This is a genomic window from Pseudomonas fluorescens group sp. (genome assembly GCF_020093335.1).
GTDB lineage: Bacteria > Pseudomonadota > Gammaproteobacteria > Pseudomonadales > Pseudomonadaceae > Aquipseudomonas > Aquipseudomonas petroselini.
In genome coordinates this window covers 80,186-100,717 of the sequence record NZ_JAIOKW010000017.1, presented here as the reverse complement: position 1 = coordinate 100,717, position 20,532 = coordinate 80,186, and the positions used below count along the sequence as shown (strand labels likewise).

The following is a 20,532-nucleotide window of genomic DNA, read 5'->3' as shown; positions in this document are numbered from 1 at the left end:
CCCGACGCACATAACGTGCAGCCGCCACTATCCGCCATAAGCCGAGCCCCATGGATAACTCCGATATTGCGATCACGCTGGTCTTGATCTCTGCCTTTATGCACGCCACTTGGAACGCCGTAGTCCGCGCCGGTAGCAGTCGCTTCATGACCTTGGCGATGGTGGATGGCACTGCGCTGGTGATATGCCTGCTGGCGCTGCCGCTTGTCAGTGTGCCGAGCCTGGAGGTGGGGAGTTATATCTTCGTCTCAGTGGTCCTCAATACGGTCTATCGGTTATTTCTGATCCACGCTTACGAAACCGGTGACTTCGGTCAGGTTTACCCGGTGATGCGTGGGGTACCCCCGGTACTGGTCGCGCTGTTTTCCTACTTTCTGCTGCATGAAGAGTTGTCATTCCAGGCCTTAACCGGAGTGTTGCTGATTTGTGCGGGAATTATCAGCCTGACCTTTGTGCGCAGGATGACGGCGCAGAGGTTCAAGCCGATCCTGATGGCGGTGTGCGCCGGGGCGTTTATTGCGTCTTACACGGTGGTGGATGCCAAAGGTGTAAGAGCCAGTGAGACGGTGCTGCAGTACATCATCTACCTGACGGTGTTCCAGAGTATTCCAATTCCACTGCTGGCGTTTTCCAAAGAACGCTCGGCCTTGGCTCAAACGATACGTGGGCATTGGCGAATCGGCCTATTAGGTGGTGTTTTTTACCTGGCGTCCTACGGATTGGTGTTGTTTGCGTTGTCGCTGGACGCGGTGGCCAAGGTCTCAGCGCTGCGGGAAACCAGTGTTATTATCGGCGCCATTATTGCCGCGCTGTTCTTTCATGAACGGTTCGGTTGGCGACGGATGCTGTCGGCATTCGTCATTGTTAGCGGGATCATCTTGATCAAAGTGAGCACCTGATGGCTCAGCGTCCGCCTCCCACACCGATGCTTCAAGCGTTCGTCAGTGCTGCGCAAACCGGTAGTTTTTCGCGTGCGGCGTCTGAGCTTAACCTTACCGCCAGTGCCATTAGCCATCAAATTGCAGGCCTGGAGGAGTGGTGGGGCGTGCAGTTGTTTGAGCGGCATTCACGCGGCGTCAAGCTGACCGCAGCGGGGCAAGCCTTATTGCCGGTTACCGATGGCTTTTTCAATGCACTGGATGGGGTACTGCAGTCCCTCAACCCCGGTAAATCCCAACCGTTGTACCTCTCATGCACGTCTTCCCTCTGTTCGACGTGGCTAATCCCCAGGCTGCATGGGTCGCACACTGAGGCCTCGTTCAACCTTGATCTGGTACTGACCAGCGCCGACATGAACAACACCCGCCTGGAAGCTCATCAATACGATGTCGCGGTAGTGATGGGGTACGGCGATTACCCGGATCATCATGTTGAGCTGCTGATGCGTGACGCGGTGTTCCCGGTTTGTTCACCGGAGTTTCTGCGGTTGAAGGGGGATATTTCACTGGAGGGTGTCGCTCGGTACCCGCTGATTCATCGGGTGGACGATCAGGTATGTCCAGGGTGGGAAAGCTGGTTTGCTTTTCAGGGGTTGGCGCCGCCGCCTTATCACCATGGGCCGCGATTTCCGGATTCGAGCCTGGCGATCAGTTTGGCAGTGAAAGGCACAGGGATCGCGCTGGGCAGGACTGCGTTGGTGTTTGACCAATTGGAAGACGGTGCGTTGGTTGCGTTGAAAAGCCCCGTGATGATGTCGCCGGCGGCCTACTACATCATTTGTCGTAGCGGGCGGCAGTCAGAGCCGGATATCGCTCGGCTGATTGAATGGCTCAAGACCAGTGCGAGTAAGTTTCTGCGCGAAGTTCGGGCGCGGTATCCGCAAATTGCCGGGGCTGGTGCGGTTTAAATGTGGGAAGGCGCAAGGCTCCTCCCACATTGGAACGGTATCGCTTAACGGCCCGGCGTCATCGCCTGCGTCAAGTCATCTACCACGGCTTTGCCCATCTCACACAGGTAATGCGCAGCCCATGCGTATTGCTCGCCACGCACATCCATGGCGGCTTCCATCGCGAGTTTCTTGGAGTAAAAAAGTAAGGTGGAGGCGTGTTCCAAAGCTTCCTCAATCGGCATGCCGGAGTTGACGCGGAACAAGGGTTTTTGATTTTCGCCGTAGTCGCCGAAGGTGGCTACGCCGAGGGTGGTGATGGAGGAAAGCGGTGGGTCGGGGACGATTTTTGACATGATGTTTCCCAAATTTACAGTAGGGGTCACCACGGCATGTCGCTAAACATGAAGAGGTGGCAGCTGTACACGGGTTAGCGAACCGGTAAATTTGGGAACCCGGCAGACCCGAAGGTCTCCCGCGTACAGCCGCCATAAACGGTAAAGACAGATAAAAAGCCTGGCAATACTTTGGCATCACATCCCAACTAATCCGAGTCGCTAAACCCGATCGCTGATGAGCAGCGAAGTCAGGAGGCTAGTGACCCAAACGGTAAGGCGCAATGGGGTAGAGAGTCTCTAGGAAACGTCCTTCAATTTAAAGCGAATCGTCGTTGATGGCCCTTTAATCCGCGAACCTGATCTCCCGCGTTTCCCCCATCAACAACCCCTGATTCTGCTCCGTCACCTCCCTGATGTAATCCCACAACAACGTAATCCGCTTCAACTTGCGCAAATCCTCCCGGCAATACATCCAGAACTGCCGTGTAATCGCAATCTGCTCCCCCAGCACTGGCAGCAACCGTGGATCCTGTGCCGCCAAAAAACACGGCAATATCGCCATCGACCGCCCCTGCTGCGCCGCCACGTACTGCGCGATCACGCTGGTACTGCGCAGGCTGGCGCTGGCGCCGGGCACCACGTTCGCCAGGTACAGCAGCTCTGAACTGAACGCCAAATCATCCACGTAGCTGATAAACGGATGCTCGGCCAAATCCGTGGGTTTGCGGATCGGCGGGTGTTGGTCCAGGTATTCCTGGGTCGCGTACAGCTGCAGTTTGTAGTCGCACAATTTGCAGCACACATAGGGTCCATGTTCCGGCCGTTCCAGGGCGATGACGATGTCGGCTTCGCGCTTGGACAGGCTGATGAAGTGGGGCAGGGGCAGGATGTCCACCGAGATGGCCGGGTAGGTGTCGACGAAGTGGCTCAATTGCGGGGTGACGAAGAAGCTGCCGAACCCTTCGGTGCAGCCCATGCGCACGTGGCCGGACAGCGCCACGCCGGAGCCGGAGACTTGTTCGCAGGCCATGTGCAGGGTGCTTTCGATGGACTCGGCGTAGCCCAGCAAACGCTGGCCCTCAGGGGTGAGGACGAAACCGTTGGTCCGGGATTTTTCGAACAGCAGGGTGCCGAGGGACACTTCCAGTGAACTGATGCGCCGCGACACGGTGGTGTAGTCCACCGCCAGGCGCTTGGCGGCCACGCTGGCCTTGCGGGTGCGGGCCACTTCGAGGAAAAACTTCAGGTCATCCCAGTTCAGGGAGCCCAGCGACGTGATGTTTTTTTGCATATTGGTCCGGCTTTTATGTGCGTTCTTATTAGAGATTTGCACATCTATACTCCAAAAACAGTCCGAACGCCTCATTTCCCAAGGTGGTTACGCGCCTTGTCTCTGTATAAATATAAGATTGGAGACCACATGAACGCATCTGCCGATATTTCCGTGCAACAGGTCAAGTTGCTGATCAACGGCGAGTGGGTCGAGTCCAAGACCACCGAGTGGCAAGACATCGTCAACCCGGCTACCCAAGAGGTGCTGGCCAAAGTCCCGTTCGCCACCGCCGATGAAGTCAACGCCGCCATCGACGCCGCCCACCGCGCCTTCCAAACCTGGAAGCTGACGCCAATCGGCGCGCGCATGCGCATCATGCTTAAGCTGCAAGCCTTGATCCGTGAACATTCCAAGCGCATCGCCGTGGTGCTCAGCAACGAGCAGGGCAAGACCATTGCCGATGCCGAGGGCGATATTTTCCGTGGCCTGGAAGTGGTGGAGCACGCTTGTTCCATCGGCACCCTGCAAATGGGCGAATTCGCTGAAAACGTTGCCGGTGGCGTCGATACCTACACGCTGCGCCAACCCATCGGCGTGTGCGCCGGCATTACTCCGTTCAACTTCCCGGCGATGATCCCGCTGTGGATGTTCCCGATGGCCATCGCCTGCGGTAACACCTTCGTTCTCAAACCGTCCGAGCAGGACCCGCTGTCAACGATGCTGCTGGTGGAGCTGGCGCTGGAAGCTGGCGTGCCGGCTGGCGTGCTCAACGTGGTGCACGGCGGCAAGGATGTGGTGGATGCGCTGTGCACTCATAAAGACATCAAGGCCGTGTCCTTCGTGGGCTCGACCGCAGTGGGCACTCACGTCTACGACTTGGCTGGCAAACACGGCAAGCGTGTGCAGTCGATGATGGGCGCCAAGAACCACGCGGTGGTGCTGCCGGATGCCAACCGCGAACACACCCTCAATGCCCTGGTCGGCGCCGGTTTCGGCGCGGCGGGCCAACGTTGCATGGCCACCTCGGTGGTGGTGCTGGTGGGCGCGTCCAAGCAATGGCTGCCAGACCTCAAGGCCCTGGCGCAAAAGCTCAAGGTCAACGCGGGCAGTGAAGCGGGCACGGATGTGGGCCCTGTGATTTCCAAGCGCGCCAAGGCACGTATCCTGGAACTCATCGAGAGCGGCGTGAAAGAAGGCGCCAAGCTGGAGCTGGACGGCCGCGACATCAAGGTGCCGGGCTTCGAGCAAGGCAACTTTGTCGGCCCGACCCTGTTCTCGGGCGTGACCCCCTCCATGCAGATCTACACCCAGGAAATCTTCGGCCCAGTGCTGGTGGTGCTGGAAGTGGCGACCCTCGATGAGGCCATCGCGCTGGTCAACGCCAACCCGTTCGGCAACGGCACTGGCCTGTTCACCCAGAGCGGTGCGGCGGCGCGTAAGTTCCAGAGCGAAATCGATGTCGGCCAGGTCGGCATCAATATCCCGATCCCGGTGCCGGTGCCGTTCTTCAGTTTCACCGGTTCCCGTGGTTCCAAGCTCGGCGACCTTGGCCCGTACGGCAAGCAAGTGGTGCAGTTCTACACCCAGACCAAAACCGTCACCAGCCGCTGGTTCGATGACGACACGGTCAATGATGGTGTTAACACCACCATCAACCTGCGCTGAGATCGGGAGACGACCATGAAGATTGCATTTATCGGCTTGGGCAACATGGGCGCGCCCATGGCCCGCAACCTGATCAAGGCCGGCCACGCGCTGAACCTGTTCGACTTGAACCAGACGGTGCTCAAGGAACTGGCCGAGCTGGGCGGCACCATCAGCGCTTCGCCACGCGATGCGGCGAAAGACGCTGAGCTGGTGATTACCATGCTGCCGGCGGCGGCGCATGTGCGCAGCGTATGGCTGAATGACGACGGCGTTTTGGCTGGCATCGGCAAAGGTGTACCGGCGGTGGACTGCAGCACCATCGACCCGCAAACCATCCGTGACATAGCGGCTGCGGCGGCCAAGCAAGGTGTCGTCGTAGCCGACGCCCCGGTCTCCGGCGGCACCGGCGGCGCCGCCGCAGGGACGCTGACCTTCATGGTCGGCGCCACCCCGGAACTGTTCGCCACCCTGCAACCGGTGCTGGCGCAGATGGGCCGTAACATTGTGCATTGCGGCGACGTGGGCACCGGGCAAATCGCCAAGATCTGCAACAACCTGTTGTTGGGCATCAGCATGGTCGGCGTCAGCGAGGCCATGGCGCTGGGTGATGCGCTGGGTATCGACACGCAAGTGCTGGCGGGAATTATCAACAGCTCCACCGGGCGTTGCTGGAGTTCCGACACCTACAACCCATGGCCTGGCGTGATTGAAACCGCGCCGTCGTCCCGTGGCTATACCGGCGGGTTTGGTGCCGACCTGATGCTCAAGGACCTGGGCCTGGCCACCGAAGCCGCGCGCCAGGTGCACCAGCCGGTGATCCTCGGCGCCGTGGCCCAGCAGCTGTATCAGGCGATGAGCCAGCGCGGGGAGGGGGGCAAGGACTTTTCAGCGATTATCAACAGCTACCTTAAAACCAATTAAGGGGAGGGGGGCCGGCGTAAGGCTGGCTCCCGGCTTTTACACCCGTGTTTAAGGGGGCCAATTTGGCAACGATTGAAATCCCCGAAGGGTAATAGCCGAGTGCCCTGCCCGCGGCTTTTTTAAGCCTATTGTTCAACGCGGAAAAGTTTTTTTGGTTCTCGCCGGTTGCGGGATCCATATAGCTGCCGTCTGCCCGCTGTACCACCCAGTGCAATCCGATCGGCAAGCCGACACACGACACCGCCATGGCCTCTAGTTTTACCTCGTTGCTGTCAAGTGCGGGACCCGGCAGGTCAATAGGGCAGCCAATGCCTCTGAGCTTGTTTTCGATCGTCGGATAAAGCCAGTTCAACCCGGCGACAAGCATGCCCGGGTTCTTTTCCACCTTCATGTCCAAGCCCAACAGCCTTCCCGCGATGACAAGACTGTCCGGCATCGAATAACCGGCTTGTTCCAGGTCGGTCTGCCCGTGCCTGACGGTTGTGCAGCCGCTGGTGATCCTGTACAGGTCGCTTTCACAACGATTGTCCAACTCCAGTGTGTCGACGCCTAAATGCTCAGACATTGATCCGGTAAGAACCGGGATTTTATCGACCCCCAGTTCTTTGGCCGCGCACAGCAGGGCAGCCGCGCCGCAGGAGTTGGGAAACACCTGCTTTTTGGCAATTTGGCTGACCGAGTCTGGCGGTTGGTGGATGACTGAGGGCCAGGCAGTTGGGGGCGCGGTACGGATCATGATTACCCTCTGGCGACTGTTCAATTCGCTTGATGAAGTCAGTCCAGATCTTGTCGATCAGCCCAGGGAAGGCCTGTAGGAAAGCACTTAATACGCCATGAGTTTGGGCCTTAAAGAGCGCACTGGGCCGAATCCGTGTTCAGTGCGCCAAGGCATAGCGGGTCAAGCAAACACAAAATACTTACGCACCGTCTCGACCACTTCCCACGTCCCCTTCATCCCCGGTTCCACCACGAAGATATCCCCAGCCCGCAGGTGAATCGGCTCCATGCCTTCTGGCGTGATGATGCAGTAGCCTTCCTGGAAGTGGCAGTATTCCCACTTCACGTAGTCCACGTACCACTTGCCCGGTGTGCAGATCCAAGTGCCCATGATCTTGCTGCCGTCTTCGCTGGTGTAGGCGTTGAGGTTGACGGTGTGCGGGTCGCCTTCGAGTTTTTCCCATTTGCACGCGTCCAGGACCGGCAGTGGGTGGGTGTCGCGCAGTACGGTGATGGGCTTGGACATGATGACTCCGAGGCAGGGAATGGAAAGATCCACCCTAAGGCCTTGGGCGTTGCACCAGTGGTCTGAACTCGACATCGGGATGCCCAGAAGCGCAGCGGTATTTATTTGATATAACCCATCACCAATCCGCTATTTCCTCGCAGTAAGTGCGAAAGATTTCCCGCTTCACGCCAGAATTCGCAAGAAAATTCGCAGCTGGCCCTCGTATCATTCACCCCAGTAACCGCCGAGAGCCTGCAAATGAACCCAATAAAAACGTGGTGGGATATCAGCCCGCCCTTGAGTACGGCGACCCCGACCTGGCCGGGAGACACGCCGTTCCAGGAAGAGCGCGTGTGGCAGTTCGGCCCGGAGTGCCCGGTGAATGTCGGGCGCATTACCCTATCGCCGCACACCGGCGCCCATGTGGATGCGCCGCTGCATTACAGCGCCGACGGTGCACCGATCGGTGAAGTGTCGCTGGACGTGTACATGGGGCCGTGCCGGGTGCTGCATTGCCTGGACAGCGGCGCGTTGGTGCAGCCGCATCAGTTGGAAGGGCGTGTGGATAACGTGCCCGAGCGTGTGTTGCTGCGCACTTATCCACAAGCGCCGCTGACCGAATGGGATGCGGACTTCACTGCCATTGCCCCGCAAACCATCGAGCTGCTGGCCAGCCTGGGGGTGCGCCTGATCGGTATCGATACACCCTCGCTGGACCCGCAGCAGTCCAAGACCATGGATTCCCACAACGCCGTGGCTCGCCATGGCATGGCGATTCTCGAAGGCATCGTGCTCGATGACGTACCGGAAGGCGACTATGAACTGATCGCGCTGCCGCTGCGTTTTGCCCACCTGGACGCGAGCCCGGTCCGCGCCATTCTCCGTCCGCTCAAGGAGCCCACGCGATGAGCCAATGTCCTTTCTCTGCTGATTACCAGCCGCCCGAAGAATGGCATAACGCCGAACTGAATTTTTCCGAGTCCATGAGCTACGGCGATTACCTGGACCTGGGCAAAGTCCTCAGCGCCCAGCACCCGCTGTCGCCGGACCACAACGAAATGCTCTTCATCATCCAGCACCAGACTTCCGAGTTGTGGATGAAACTGATGCTCCACGAACTCAAAGCTGCCCGCGAGCACGTACGACTGGGCGAGTTGCCGCCGGCGTTCAAGATGCTGGCGCGGGTGTCGCGGATCTTCGATCAACTGGTGCACGCCTGGGCGGTGCTGGCGACGATGACGCCGTCGGAGTACAAGGCCATCCGCCCGTTCCTGGGGCAGTCGTCGGGGTTCCAGTCGTTCCAGTACCGCGAGATCGAATTTATCCTCGGCAATAAAAGTGCGGCGCTGTTGCGGCCTCACGCCCACCGGCCGGAGCTGTTGAACGAGCTGAAAGTGGCGATTGCCACGCCGTCGCTGTATGACGAGGCGATCAACCTGATGATCAAGGCGGGCCTGGCGATTGATCCCAAGCGTGCCGAGCGTGACCCGACGGCTGCGACGGTTCACGATGAATCCGTGGAGGCGGCGTGGCGGGAGGTGTATCGCGACCCGAACCGTTACTGGGATTTGTATCAGTTGGCCGAGAAGTTTATCGACCTGGAGGATTCGTTCCGCCAGTGGCGCTTTCGCCATGTGACCACGGTGGAGCGGATCATTGGCTTCCAGCCAGGAACCGGTGGTACCGAAGGCGTGGGGTATTTGCGCAAGATGCTCGATACCGTGCTCTTCCCCGAGCTATGGCGAGTACGCTCCACGCTCTAAACAAAAAGCCCCGGATTACCGGGGCTTTTCATTATGAAATGCAATCAACTGTGGGAGCTGGCTTGCCTGCGATCGCATCACCTCGGTCTCACTGGAAACCGAGTCGCCTGCATCGCGGGCAAGCCCGGCTCCCACAGGGATCACTGTGTGTTGACTACCGCGTTACTCCTGCGAACCCGCAACCGATAGGCCACGTAGATAATCCCCACCCACACCGGCATCGCATACACCGACTCACGAATCCCCGGGATCGCCAGCATCACGCTGATGATCATCAGCATGAACGCCAGGCACAGGTAGTTGCTGAACGGGAACCAGAAGGTCTTGAACGACGGCGTCACGCCTTGCTCGCCCATGGCTTTGCGGAACTTGATGTGGGTGATGCTGATCAGCGCCCAGTTGATCATCAGCGAGGCAACCACCAGCGCAAACAGCAACTCCAGGGCACTTTGTGGCGCGACGTAGTTGACCACCACGCACAGCATCGTCACCAGTGCCGAAATCGCCAGCGCCCGCAGCGGCACGCCTTGCTTGTTGAGTTTCATCAACGCCTTTGGCGCATCGCCTTGCTCGGCCAGGCCGAACAGCATGCGACTGTTGCAGTACACGCCGCTGTTGTACACCGACAGCGCCGCGGTCAGCACCACGAAGTTGAGGATGTGCGCGGCGGTGTCGTTACCGATCAGCGAGAAGATCTGCACGAACGGGCTACCGCTGTAGGCATCGCCCGACGCGCCGAGGGTTTGCAGCAGTTGGTCCCACGGGTACAGCGACAGCAGCACGGTGAGCGCGCCGACGTAGAAAATCAGGATTCGGTACACCACCTGGTTGATCGCTTTCGGGATCACTTTGCGCGGCTCGCTGGCCTCGGCAGCGGTGATGCCTACCAGCTCCAGGCCACCGAACGAGAACATGATGAACGCCATGGACATCAACAGCCCCATGCCGCCATTCGGGAAGAACCCGCCGTGGCTCCACAGGTTGCTGACCGAGGCTTGTGGGCCGCCGGTGCCGCTGAACAGCAAGTAGCAGCCGAGCGCGATCATGCCGACAATCGCCACCACCTTGATGATCGCAAACCAGAACTCGGCCTCACCGAAGAACTTCACGTTCAGGGTGTTGATCAGGTTCACCGCCACGAAGAACACCAGTGCGCTGACCCAGGTCGGGATTTCCGGCCACCAGAACTGGATGTACTTGCCCACCGCCGTCAGTTCGGCCATGCCCACCAAGACGTAAAGTACCCAGTAGTTCCAGCCCGCCAGGAAGCCTGCGTAGCCGCCCCAGTATTTGTGGGCGAAGTGGCTGAAGGAACCGGCTACCGGCTCTTCGACGATCATCTCGCCGAGCTGGCGCATGATCAGGAACGCGATAAAACCAGCAATCGCGTAGCCCAGGATCATCGACGGCCCCGCCGACTTGAGTACCCCGGCCGAGCCGAGGAACAACCCCGTACCAATCGCCCCTCCCAAGGCGATCAGTTGAATGTGCCGGTTCTTCAGGCCACGCTTGAGGCCTACCGGGTTAACCATGTCATCCGCCATTAACATTCCCTTCTACTTGTTTTTCTCAGGGTTGAGTGCACGCCGCATCAGCCCCTCAGAAGTGCTGAGGGTCAGATATTACTCTGCGTGAACTTTTCGTAATACAACTGAACGCCATCAAGTACCTGATCCGCCAGCCATTGTTGGACGGATTCGACCATTGGCGGGGGACCGCACAGGTACATATCCGCCGATCTGTCCCGCAATTCGGCCAGGTGAAAATGCTCGGTCAGGTAGCCGCGCTTGCCGGGCCAATCCGCTGAGGGGGCGCTGAGGACTTCGGTGTAGCGGAAGTCCGCGATGCTTGAGGCGTAGGCCTGGATGCGCGCCGCTTCGCACAAGTCCTCGGCACCGCGCACGCCATAGTAGAGGTGCACGGGTTGGTCGCAGCCATTGGCGGCCAGTTCGTCGAGCATGCCCAGCAAGGCCGATAACCCGGTTCCGCCTGCCACCAGCACCAAGGGTTTGGTGACGTGACGCAGGTAGAAGGCGCCGAGGGGCGCTTCCATCAACAGCTCATCGCCCACCTGGCAGCGCTCGCGCAGGTAGTTGCTCATCACCCCGTCGGGCAACAGTCGCACCAAAAACTGCAACTGATTGCCCGCAAGGTTGGCGAAGGAATACGAGCGCCAACTGTCCGTGCCAGGTACCGACAGCCGTGCGTATTGGCCCGGTAGAAAATCCAGCGCCTGATCCAACTGTACCTGCAGGATCGCCGTACTGGTCGACACCTGCTGTACCGCGCTCACCGTGCCACGTACCTGCACTGGTCCCGGCGCATTGCACAGGCTCGAATCAAAGTCGAAATAGAACGTCGCATCGGACTTCACCCGCGTCTGGCAACTGAGCATTTTGCGTTGTTGCAGGTCGAGGCTGGAGAGGGCTTCCTCATCCACATAGTCCTGGCTGTAGTCGCCGGATTCGCAGCGACCCTGGCAGGTGCCGCACACCCCTTCGCGGCAATCCAAGGGGATCTTGATGCCGTTGCGCAGCGCTGCATCCAGCAGGATTTCATTCGCGCCCACCGGGAAAAACAGGGTCTTGCCGTCGGCAAAACTGAAGGCCACTTTGTGATTCATGTGTTGTTCTCTGCCTATTTATGACGTACGCACGGCCTGTTGTGGTGAGCGTGCTTTTTGTGGTAGGCGGGCTTGCCCCGCGCTGGGCTGCGAAGCAGCCCCATGAAAGTCGCCGCATTTTTCCCGCCAAACCGCAGTGTTTGGACCAGGGGCCGCTGCGCGCCCCAGCGCGGGGCAAGCCCGCTCACCACAAAAAAGCACGCTCACCACCACAACAAGGGCGCTTTAGAGATGATAGAAATCCAGCACCGAGTTGATGGTGTCGTTGAGCAGCAGCGCGTGCTTTCGGGTGATCAACCAACTGTCGCCATCAGGCTTGAGGGTGTAAGTGGCGTGGCCGTAAAACTGCTCCGACGTGGCCAGGCGATAGAACAGCGTGTGCCAGTTCAGTTTCACCTCCAGCGTGCCCTCCGCCCGCTCGGCGATGCGCACGTTGTTGATCAGGTGCAACGTGCGCGGCATCGGCGTGGCCGACGCCGCCTTGCCGGTGCGCAGGCGGAATACGCGGTCTTCCAGGCCCGAACGGTTGGCGTAATAGATCAGCGACATCTCGCGCTTGGGGTCGCGGGTGTAGACGTGTTCCGAGTCCCACTGCGGCAGGTGGAATTCACTCTGCGGGTCGAACAGCTGCACATAGGCGTCCCAGTCCTGCGCATCGCACAGCTCGGACTTGCGGTAGAAGAACTGCTCGATCTGGTACTGCAATTGCGCATTCATCATTGCACCTCCCGCAATTTCAGCGCTTGGTTATCGAGGCCCTTGAGCAGGAACTGCTGCCAGTTGCGATGCTGGTTCACATAGAGGCCTTCGTGGGTGAATTCGGTGCCGGTCATCGCCGGTTGGATGCCGATGGCTTCGCTGTTCGGCGTGGGGCCGGTTTCCCAGCGGTGGCTGCCGCGTGAGATATCGCTCCAGCGTTCAAGCCGGCCCTGGAAACCGCGCTGGGCTTCGCGGAACTCCACCAGGTCATCCGGCGTGCCCATGCCGGACACGTTGAAGAAATCCTCGAACTGGCGAATGCGGTTTTCACGGTCGGCGTCGGACTCGTTTTTCACCCCCAGGCACTGGCTGATGATCTCGGTCTTGTTCCACGCCACGGGGCGGATGATGCGCAGTTGCGAGCTGATCTGGTCGAGAAAGAACAGGCTCGGGTAGATATTCAAATTGCGCAGGCGGTGCATCATCCATTCAGCTTTTTGCTGGCCGTGTTCTTCAATCAGGCGCGGCATGATGGTGGCGTAGCCGGAGCGCACGCTGGGGTTGGGCATGTCGCTGAACAACAGGCTATGGCCGTTGTTGAAGGCGAACCAACCGTCATCGGTGTTGGCGTCGCCGGCGCCAAGCTTGCTGTAGTCCAGGGTGCTGCCTGCGCTAGCGCCATGCTCGGTGTTCACCTGTTGGCGATGCTGCACCGTGGCCACGTAGTTGTAGTGCACGGTGCTGACGTGATAACCGTCCAGGCCGTTTTCGTTCTGCAGTTTCCAGTTGCCGTCGTAGGTGTAGGAGGATTTGCCGGGCAGCACTTCCAGCTCACCGGTGGCGGACTGCGCGACCATCATGTCGAAGAACACGGTGGCATCGCCCAGGAAGTCTTCCAGGCTGTCGGTGCCCTTCACGTCCAGGCTGATGAACACAAAGCCTTTGTAGCTCTCGATACGCGCCTTTTTCAGTCCGCGTGTGGCTTTGTCGAAGCCCTCCGGGTATTCCCCCGGCGCCTTGACCTTCACCAGTCGGCCATCGCTCTTGTAGCACCAGGCATGGAACGGGCAGGTAAAGGTGGACTGGTTGCCTTTGCCGACCCGCGTCAGGGTGGTGCCACGGTGCTGGCAGGCGTTGATCAGCGCATTGAGCTGGCCTTCGCCATCGCGGGTGATGATCATCGGCTGGCGCCCGGCGCGCATCGTTACGAAGTCGTGGTTATGGGCCAGTTCGCTTTCGTGGCAGGCATAGATCCAGTTCTTTTCGAAGATCAGTTCCATCTCCAGATCGAACAGTTCCGGCTCGGTGAACATGTGGCGGGCGATACGGAATACTTCGTCTGCCGGGCGAAAGTCCAGGCAGCCTTCGATAAACGTTTTCCACTGCTCGACGCTTCTTGCACCACTCATGGGAGGCACCTTTTTGATAGGGGCTAATCGGTGGTTTATTAGAGGCAGCGGGGCAGGGCGCGGGCTATCCGCTTAATGGGGGAACCTGGGCCGAAAAATGGGCAGCAAATACCCAACCCGGTGCAGCACGGTGACGGGATGCGCTACTGTCTGGCAGGGCAATTGTCGGAAAAGACCGCTTCTTATCCACTTAATCGACCGTTGCTATCCACCCAGTGGCCATTGCGCTGGCGTGGCGCATTACTTGCTGTCCTACACCAATGACGCGCCGCCAGAGCGCGCAACAGCCTAACCGCCGTGGGTGCACCCTGATGAGCAGCCAAACGATTCAACGCTTCGACCTGGAAGGCGCCCGCAGCTGGATGTCCGGCATTTGCGGGCCCCATCGCCTGGCCACCGCCACGCCTGAGCGCCTGCGTTTTCACCACAGTGCCAACGTGTTCAAGTCCCGCGCCACCACCTTGGGCGTGATCGAGTACGGCACGGACGTGACCATCGACATCGAAGACGCCGAGCACTTCAGCAGCTACAGCCTGAGCCTGCCCCTGGTGGGTGAGCAGGAGCTGAGCAAGAACGGTGAACGCCTGAGTTCCAACCGCGACCAGGGCGTGATCATCTCGCCCAACGAGCATCAGGTGCTCGCGATCTCCGGCGACTGCCGCAAGTTGCAGGTGGTGATCACGCGCGCAGCCATGAGTGAGTCGCTGGAAGGTTTGCTGCAACGGCCCATTGAAGCGCCGTTGCGCTTTGAGTCGGTGATGGACGCGGTAGAGGGGGCGTCGGCGTCGTGGTGGCGCATGGCGCGTTACTTCATCGCCGAGCTGGAGCACGGCAGCGAGCTGTATGAGCAGGCTGCCTTTACCCGTGACCTGGAAAGCTCGCTGATCAAGGGCCTGATCCTGGCCCAGCCGAACAACTACTCCGAAGAACTGCGCGATGTCCTGGGGGTGAAACTGCCGCATTACCTGATCCGTGCGCGCCAGTACATCCACGACAACGCCCGCGAAGCCGTGCACCTGGAAGACCTGGAAGCTGCTGCGGGGGTGTCGCGGTTCAAGCTGTTCGATGCCTTTCGCAAATACTTCGCCCTGTCGCCCATGGCCTATTTGAAGAAGTACCGGCTAGGCGCCGTGCGCCAGGAAATCCTTGAGCACGGCTCCACCCGCACCATCTCCGAGATCGCCCTGGGCTGGGGCTTTACCCACCTGGGACGGTTCTCGGCGGAGTACCGCAAGCTGTTCGATGAGTCGCCGAGCCAGACGTTGCAGCGCAATGATGCGCGCCGCCTGCGTGGCTAGATCAACTCTTCCACCAGTTGCAGGCAATGACTCAACCCCGGCGACTGATCATGCACCCGCCGGCTGAGAATGATCGGCGACGTCGCCGTGGCTTCCACAATCGGCGTATAGCCAATATCCGCGCGGTGCAGCACCTGCACCGAGGCGGGTACCAGCGTCACGCCCATGCCGGCGCCGACCAGGCCGATGGCGGTCTGCAACTCGTTGGTCCACTGCGCCACCTTGAGGCCCAAGCCATGGGCATCAAACAGCGCGATCACATGGTCGGCATAGCTGGGGCGCGGGTTGCCGGGGTAGAGCACAAAGGGTTCGGCGGCCAGTTGAGCAAGCGTGGCCGGCGCGCCCAGCAGCGGGTGGCCAGCGGGCAGCACGGCGACCAGCCGGTCCTCGACCAGCACGCGCTGGACAATGGCCGGGTCGTCGATACGAATCCGCCCGAACCCCACATCGATTCGCCCAGCCTTGAGCGCTTCAACCTGTTGCAAGGTGGTCATTTCCGACAGCCCCAACTCCAGCTCCAGCGCCTCATGGCTGCGCAGTCGCCGAATCAATTCCGGCAGCACGCCGTACAGGGTCGAAGGCGCAAAGCCGATGCCCAGCCAGGTCTTTTCACCCAGGCCGATACGTCGCGTGTTGTCGCAGACCTTGTTCAGTTGTTCCAGCAGCGCATTGGCGTGTTCATAGAAAAACCGCCCGGCCTCGGTCAGCCGCAGCGGTCGGCTACGTTCGAGCAAAATGACGCCCAGCTCATCCTCCAATTGCTGGATCTGTCGGCTCAACGGCGGCTGCGCGATGTGCAGGCGTTCGGCGGCGCGGGTGAAATTCAGGGTTTCCCCCAGCACCTGGAAATAGCGCAGGTGACGCAGTTCCATAATGGCTCCTTTCATACCTTACGGGTATTGCTTGAGACCCATTCTATATTGGAAGCCTTTAAAGTTAAGGGACAGAATCGGCTCAAACCTAAAAAGAACCCAGCGGGTATAGCCATGCCGATTTGCCCCATCGAGTCGATCGACACGATCATTGTCGACCTCCCGACCATTCGCCCGCACAAGCTGGCGATGCACACCCTGCAAAACCAGACCCTGGTGGTTATCCGCCTGCGCTGCTCCGACGGCATCGAGGGCATCGGCGAAGCCACCACCATTGGCGGCCTGAGCTACGGCAATGAAAGCCCCGACAGCATCAAGGTCAACATCGACCGCCACTTCGCGCCGCTGCTGATCGGCCAGAACGCCAGCAATATCAACGCCGCCATGTTGCGCCTGGAGCGCAGCATTCGCGGCAACACGTTTGCCAAGTCCGGTATCGAAAGCGCCTTGCTCGATGCCCTTGGCAAGCGCCTGAACCTACCGGTCAGCGAACTGCTCGGTGGCCGCGTGCGCGAGGCACTGCCGGTGGCCTGGACCCTGGCCAGCGGCAACACCGAAAAGGACATTGCCGAGGCGGAAAAGATGCTCGACCTGCGCCGCCATCGCATCTTCAAATTGAAAATCGGTGCTGGCGAAGTCAGCCATGACCTGGCCCATGTGCTCGCGATCAAAAAGGCCTTGGGTGACCGCGCCAGTGTGCGCGTTGACGTCAATCAAGCCTGGGACGAAGCAGTGGCACTGCGGGCGTGCAAGGTGCTCGGCGACAACGGCATCGACCTGATCGAACAGCCCATCTCACGCAACAACCGTGGCGGCATGGCGCGGCTTAATCTGTCGAGCCCGGCGCCGATCATGGCGGATGAATCCATCGAGTGTGTCGAGGATGCGTTCAACCTGGCCCGCGAAGGCGCGGCGTCGGTGTTCGCCCTCAAGATCGCCAAGAACGGCGGCCCGCGCGCGGTGTTGCGCACCGCGGCGATTGCCGAGGCAGCGGGGATCGGCCTGTATGGCGGCACCATGCTCGAAGGTGGCATCGGCACCCTGGCGTCGGCGCATGCTTTCCTCACGCTGAACAAACTGGCGTGGGACACCGAACTGTTCGGCCCGCTGCTGCTCACCGAAGACATCCTTACCGAGCCACCGGTGTACCGCGATTTCCAACTGCATGTCTCCAACGCACCGGGCCTGGGCCTGGCCATCGATGAAGAGCGTTTGGCGTTCTTCCGTCGTGACAAACACTAAGAGGCGCCTGCCATGTTGTTCCACGTAAAAATGACCGTGAACCTGCCCGTCGACATGAACTCCGAGCGCGCTGCCAGCCTCAAGGCTGACGAAAAAGCGCTGGCGCAGCGGCTGCAGGAGCAGGGTAAATGGCGCCACCTGTGGCGCATCGCCGGGCACTACGCCAACTACAGCGTGTTCGACGTCGACAGCGTGCAAGAGCTGCACGACCTGCTGATGCAACTGCCGCTTTACCCCTACATGGCCATCGAAGTGAACGCCCTGTGCCGGCACCCGTCGTCGATCCATGAGGACGACCGCTAGGCCGGTCATGCACCCAATAATGACAAGATGAGGAATGCACCATGTCCACCCGACTGTCCCAGACTGCCCATGCCCAACAGTTTCTCGAAGAAGCCAGCGGTAACCTTAACGACGCCGGCAACCCGCGCACCAAGGCGCTGATCTATAGGATCCTGCGCGACACCGTGAACATCATCGAAGACCTCGACGTGACCCCGGAAGAGTTCTGGAAGGCGGTCAATTACCTCAATGAGCTGGGCAAGCACCAGGAAGCCGGTCTGCTCGCCGCCGGGCTGGGCCTGGAGCATTACCTGGACTTGCTGATGGACGCCGCTGATGAAGAAGCCGGTAAATCCGGCGGCACCCCGCGCACCATCGAAGGCCCGCTGTATGTGGCCGGTGCGCCGTTATCGAAGGTCGAGGCGCGGCTGGACGATGGCCAGGACGACGCGGTGCCGCTGTTCATGCGTGGGCAGGTGCGCGACACCGACGGCAAGCCGCTGGCGGGGGCGATTGTGGACGTGTGGCAGGCCAACACCGGCGGTACGTATTCGTGGTTTGATCCGACGCAATCCGAATTCAACCTGCGCCGACGCATCGAGACCGATGCCCAGGGCAACTACCGATTCCGCAGTATCGTGCCATCCGGCTACGGCTGCCCGCCGACCGGGCCGACTCAGCAGTTGCTCGATCAACTGGGGCGCCACGGGCAGCGGCCGGCGCATATCCACTTCTTCATTTCGGCGCCGGGGCATCGGCACCTGACCACGCAGATCAACCTCTCGGACGACCCGTACCTGCATGATGATTTTGCCTACGCGACGCGGGATGAGTTGATTGCCGAGATTCGCTTCAGTGAGGATCCGCAGTTGGCGCGCGAGTTTGGCGTGGAAGGGCGGTTTGCGCAGATTGATTTTGACTTTGAGTTGCAGGTGGCCGATGCGCCGGTGGAACAAAAGCGTATGCAACGCGTGCGTGCCCTGGAAGATTGATCAATGCGGTCAAAAAGTGTGGGAGGGGGCTTGCTCCCGATAGCAGTGTGTCAGTCACTGATAGGTCTACTGATACGCCGCTATCGGGAGCAAGCCCCCTCCCACATTTGACCGATGGTGTTGCGGTTATTTGCGTACCACCAGGTCCAACACCTCATCCCTATCCTTGATCTTCTGCAACACAATCTCCGAGCGAATATCCATCACCCCCGCCGTGCGGTTCAGGTGGTTCACGATAAAGTCCGAAAAGTGCTTGAGGTTGCGCGCCTGCACCCGCAGCACATAGTTGCTGGCACCGGTGATTACATACGCACTGGCGACTTCCGGCCAGCCCTGCACCTTCTTGATAAACGTCTCGTGCCAATCCTCCACATCCTGGCGCAGGGACAGGTGCACGATGGCCTCCAGCTCGATCCCCAACTGCTCGGCATTCAGCACCGCGCGGTAGCCGCAGATGATGCCTTCGCTCTCCAGCAGACGCAGACGGCGCAGGCACGCGGAGGGCGACAGCGCGACTTTTTCCGCCAGTTCCTGGTTGCTGATGCGGCCATCCTGTTGCAGGAAATGCAGGAGGCGCAGGTCGGTGGCGTCAAGAATCATGGTTAGAATAAATCCGCGTATTTGGGGGTTAAATTCGAATTTCCTACAGCTTAATTAGCCTGTTGCCCGTCACTTTGCACGAAAATTCTCTAAAACTTCGTTCAAAATTTGGTCCATTCTTACTTATAAAAACCAGGACAGCCCATGACCACTCGAAGCCATTGCCAAGCCCTCGACGCACAGGACTCGCTGGCGCCATTGCGCAGTCAGTTCGCCTTGCCCGAGGGGGTGATCTACCTCGATGGCAACTCCCTCGGTGCCCGTCCGGTGGCGGCGTTGGCGCGGGCGCAGGCGGTGATTGTCGAAGAGTGGGGCAATGGCCTGATTCGCAGCTGGAACAGCGCCGGTTGGGCGGACTTGTCCCAGCGCCTGGGCAACCGCCTGGCACCGCTGATCGGTGCGCGTGACGGCGAAGTGGTGATCACCGATACCACCTCCATCAACCTGTTCAAGGTGCTCAGCGCCGCGTTGAGCGTGCAGCGTCAACGCCAGCCGAATCGCAAGGTGATCGTCAGCGAGGCGAGCAACTTTCCCACCGACCTGTACATCGCCGAGGGCCTGGCCGAACTGCTGCAACACGGCTATTCCTTGCGCCTGGTGAACAGCCCGGACGAATTGCCCCAGGCCATTGACCAGGACGTGGCGGTTGTGATGCTCACCCACGTCAACTACAAGACCGGCTACATGTACGACATGCAGGCGCTGACCGCCCTGAGCCATGAGTGTGGCGCGTTGAGCCTCTGGGACCTGGCGCACTCGGCGGGCGCAGTGCCTATCGACCTGCATCAGGCCGGTGCCGATTACGCGATCGGCTGCACCTACAAGTACCTCAACGGTGGCCCTGGCTCCCAGGCATTTGTGTGGGTCAACCCGGCGTTGGTGGACCTGGTGCGTCAGCCGCTGTCGGGCTGGTTCGGGCACACTCGGCAGTTCGCCATGGAATCGACTTACGCACCGAGTGCCGGTATCGCACGCTACCTGTGCGGCACGCAGCCGATCACCTCGCTGGCGATGGTGGAGTGCGGCCTGGAGATTTTCGCCCAGACCGACATGGGCAGCCTGCGCAGCAAATCCCTGGCGTTGACCGACCTGTTTATTGCACTGGTGGAAGCGCGTTGCGCGGCCCATGAACTGGTGTTGATCACCCCGCGTGAGCACGCCCGGCGTGGTAGCCATGTGAGCTTCGAGCACCCTGAAGGCTACGCCGTGATCCAGGCCTTGATCGCCCGTGGCGTGATCGGTGACTACCGCGAGCCGCGCATCATGCGTTTCGGATTTACGCCGTTGTACACCCGCTTCACTGAGGTCTGGGACGCCGTGGAAATCCTCGGCGACATCCTCGACAACCACACCTGGAATCAGCCGCAATACAAAGTCCGTAACAGCGTCACCTGACACAACGCCGATCAAACTGTGGGAGGGGGCTTGCCCCCGATGGCGTCGGGCCAGTCAACCTATAGCTACCTGACACACTGCTATCGGGGCAAGCCCCCTCCCACAGGGGATCTGCGTGAATATCCAAA

21 protein-coding genes are annotated in these 20,532 nt (G+C 60.1%); 11 read left to right on the top strand and 10 right to left on the bottom strand.

Annotated features, from left to right (window positions below; all coding sequences use genetic code 11):
* Positions 1-50 precede the first annotated feature (50 nt).
* A complete protein-coding gene (locus K7431_RS18730; RefSeq protein WP_015885878.1) occupies positions 51-899 on the top strand; it encodes an EamA family transporter in 849 nt (282 codons plus the stop codon).
* Entirely contained in the window at positions 899-1,846 is a 948-nt protein-coding gene (locus K7431_RS18725; RefSeq protein WP_015885877.1) for a LysR substrate-binding domain-containing protein, read from the top strand. Before K7431_RS18730 ends, K7431_RS18725 begins: the two co-directional genes overlap by 1 nt.
* A gap of 44 nt (positions 1,847-1,890) precedes the next feature.
* On the opposite strand, the gene K7431_RS18720 is transcribed toward K7431_RS18725, so the two are convergent.
* Together K7431_RS18720 and K7431_RS18715 are read right to left on the bottom strand one after the other, a co-directional pair.
* Positions 1,891-2,181: a DUF3077 domain-containing protein gene (locus K7431_RS18720; RefSeq protein WP_043205893.1), complete on the bottom strand. Its 291-nt coding sequence runs from the start codon at positions 2,179-2,181 to the stop codon at positions 1,891-1,893.
* Positions 2,182-2,506: 325 nt separating this feature from the next.
* Positions 2,507-3,454: a LysR family transcriptional regulator gene (locus K7431_RS18715; RefSeq protein WP_015885875.1), complete on the bottom strand. Its 948-nt coding sequence runs from the start codon at positions 3,452-3,454 to the stop codon at positions 2,507-2,509.
* Between the two features lie 129 nt (positions 3,455-3,583).
* On the opposite strand from K7431_RS18715, the gene K7431_RS18710 reads away from it, so the two are divergent.
* Together K7431_RS18710 and mmsB are read left to right on the top strand one after the other, a co-directional pair.
* Positions 3,584-5,101 carry a CoA-acylating methylmalonate-semialdehyde dehydrogenase gene (locus K7431_RS18710; RefSeq protein ID WP_015885874.1) on the top strand — a complete coding sequence of 506 codons (1,518 nt, stop codon included), beginning with the start codon at positions 3,584-3,586 and terminating at the stop codon, positions 5,099-5,101.
* Positions 5,102-5,116: 15 nt separating this feature from the next.
* Positions 5,117-6,004 (top strand): 3-hydroxyisobutyrate dehydrogenase, encoded by an 888-nt coding sequence (gene mmsB / locus K7431_RS18705; RefSeq protein ID WP_015885873.1) that lies wholly within the window; start codon positions 5,117-5,119, stop codon positions 6,002-6,004.
* Here mmsB and K7431_RS18700 read toward each other — a convergent pair.
* Together K7431_RS18700 and K7431_RS18695 are read right to left on the bottom strand one after the other, a co-directional pair.
* Positions 5,991-6,740, bottom strand: coding sequence for a hypothetical protein (locus tag K7431_RS18700; protein ID WP_085983637.1), 750 nt, complete (start codon positions 6,738-6,740; stop codon positions 5,991-5,993). The genes mmsB and K7431_RS18700 overlap by 14 nt on opposite strands.
* Before the next feature lie 162 nt (positions 6,741-6,902).
* The gene (locus tag K7431_RS18695) at positions 6,903-7,247 is read right to left on the bottom strand and encodes a cupin domain-containing protein (RefSeq protein ID WP_015885872.1); all 345 of its coding nucleotides are present in this window, start codon (positions 7,245-7,247) and stop codon (positions 6,903-6,905) included.
* 240 nt (positions 7,248-7,487) lie between these two features.
* Between K7431_RS18695 and kynB the strand changes: the two genes are divergently transcribed.
* Entirely contained in the window at positions 7,488-8,138 is a 651-nt protein-coding gene (gene kynB, locus K7431_RS18690) for an arylformamidase (protein ID WP_015885871.1), read from the top strand.
* Complete coding sequence (kynA, locus tag K7431_RS18685) at positions 8,135-8,992, top strand: tryptophan 2,3-dioxygenase (protein ID WP_015885870.1); 858 nt, start codon at positions 8,135-8,137, stop codon at positions 8,990-8,992. The genes kynB and kynA overlap by 4 nt, the downstream gene beginning before the upstream one ends.
* 140 nt (positions 8,993-9,132) lie before the next feature.
* On the opposite strand, the gene K7431_RS18680 is transcribed toward kynA, so the two are convergent.
* From K7431_RS18680 to antA, 4 genes are all read right to left on the bottom strand, one after another.
* Positions 9,133-10,536, bottom strand: a complete 1,404-nt coding sequence (locus K7431_RS18680) for an amino acid permease (protein ID WP_043205891.1) — start codon at positions 10,534-10,536, stop codon at positions 9,133-9,135.
* Between the two features lie 71 nt (positions 10,537-10,607).
* Complete coding sequence (antC, locus tag K7431_RS18675; protein ID WP_015885868.1) at positions 10,608-11,615, bottom strand: anthranilate 1,2-dioxygenase electron transfer component AntC; 1,008 nt, start codon at positions 11,613-11,615, stop codon at positions 10,608-10,610.
* Between the two features lie 225 nt (positions 11,616-11,840).
* The gene (gene antB, locus K7431_RS18670; RefSeq protein ID WP_015885867.1) at positions 11,841-12,332 is read right to left on the bottom strand and encodes an anthranilate 1,2-dioxygenase small subunit; all 492 of its coding nucleotides are present in this window, start codon (positions 12,330-12,332) and stop codon (positions 11,841-11,843) included.
* Positions 12,332-13,723, bottom strand: coding sequence for an anthranilate 1,2-dioxygenase large subunit (gene antA, locus K7431_RS18665; RefSeq protein ID WP_015885866.1), 1,392 nt, complete (start codon positions 13,721-13,723; stop codon positions 12,332-12,334). The genes antB and antA overlap by 1 nt, the downstream gene beginning before the upstream one ends.
* A 311-nt stretch (positions 13,724-14,034) precedes the next feature.
* On the opposite strand from antA, the gene K7431_RS18660 reads away from it, so the two are divergent.
* A complete protein-coding gene (locus tag K7431_RS18660) occupies positions 14,035-15,021 on the top strand; it encodes an AraC family transcriptional regulator (RefSeq protein WP_043206330.1) in 987 nt (328 codons plus the stop codon).
* Here K7431_RS18660 and K7431_RS18655 read toward each other — a convergent pair.
* Complete coding sequence (locus K7431_RS18655) at positions 15,018-15,893, bottom strand: LysR family transcriptional regulator (RefSeq protein ID WP_015885864.1); 876 nt, start codon at positions 15,891-15,893, stop codon at positions 15,018-15,020. The genes K7431_RS18660 and K7431_RS18655 overlap by 4 nt on opposite strands.
* 114 nt (positions 15,894-16,007) lie before the next feature.
* Here K7431_RS18655 and K7431_RS18650 point away from each other — a divergent pair, with 114 nt between their 5' ends.
* Genes K7431_RS18650 through catA form a run of 3 tightly spaced genes read left to right on the top strand, consistent with a single transcriptional unit; the run spans position 16,008 to position 18,409 of the window.
* Complete coding sequence (locus K7431_RS18650; protein ID WP_015885863.1) at positions 16,008-17,135, top strand: muconate cycloisomerase family protein; 1,128 nt, start codon at positions 16,008-16,010, stop codon at positions 17,133-17,135.
* A 12-nt stretch (positions 17,136-17,147) separates the two neighbouring features.
* Positions 17,148-17,438, top strand: a complete 291-nt coding sequence (gene catC, locus K7431_RS18645; protein ID WP_015885862.1) for a muconolactone Delta-isomerase — start codon at positions 17,148-17,150, stop codon at positions 17,436-17,438.
* A gap of 41 nt (positions 17,439-17,479) precedes the next feature.
* Positions 17,480-18,409 carry a catechol 1,2-dioxygenase gene (gene catA / locus K7431_RS18640; RefSeq protein ID WP_015885861.1) on the top strand — a complete coding sequence of 310 codons (930 nt, stop codon included), beginning with the start codon at positions 17,480-17,482 and terminating at the stop codon, positions 18,407-18,409.
* Positions 18,410-18,535: 126 nt separating this feature from the next.
* Here catA and K7431_RS18635 read toward each other — a convergent pair whose 3' ends face one another.
* The gene (locus K7431_RS18635; RefSeq protein ID WP_015885860.1) at positions 18,536-19,009 is read right to left on the bottom strand and encodes an Lrp/AsnC family transcriptional regulator; all 474 of its coding nucleotides are present in this window, start codon (positions 19,007-19,009) and stop codon (positions 18,536-18,538) included.
* A gap of 144 nt (positions 19,010-19,153) precedes the next feature.
* Between K7431_RS18635 and kynU the strand changes: the two genes are divergently transcribed.
* Positions 19,154-20,404: a kynureninase gene (gene kynU, locus K7431_RS18630; RefSeq protein ID WP_015885859.1), complete on the top strand. Its 1,251-nt coding sequence runs from the start codon at positions 19,154-19,156 to the stop codon at positions 20,402-20,404.
* The last annotated feature ends 128 nt before the right edge of the window (positions 20,405-20,532 follow it).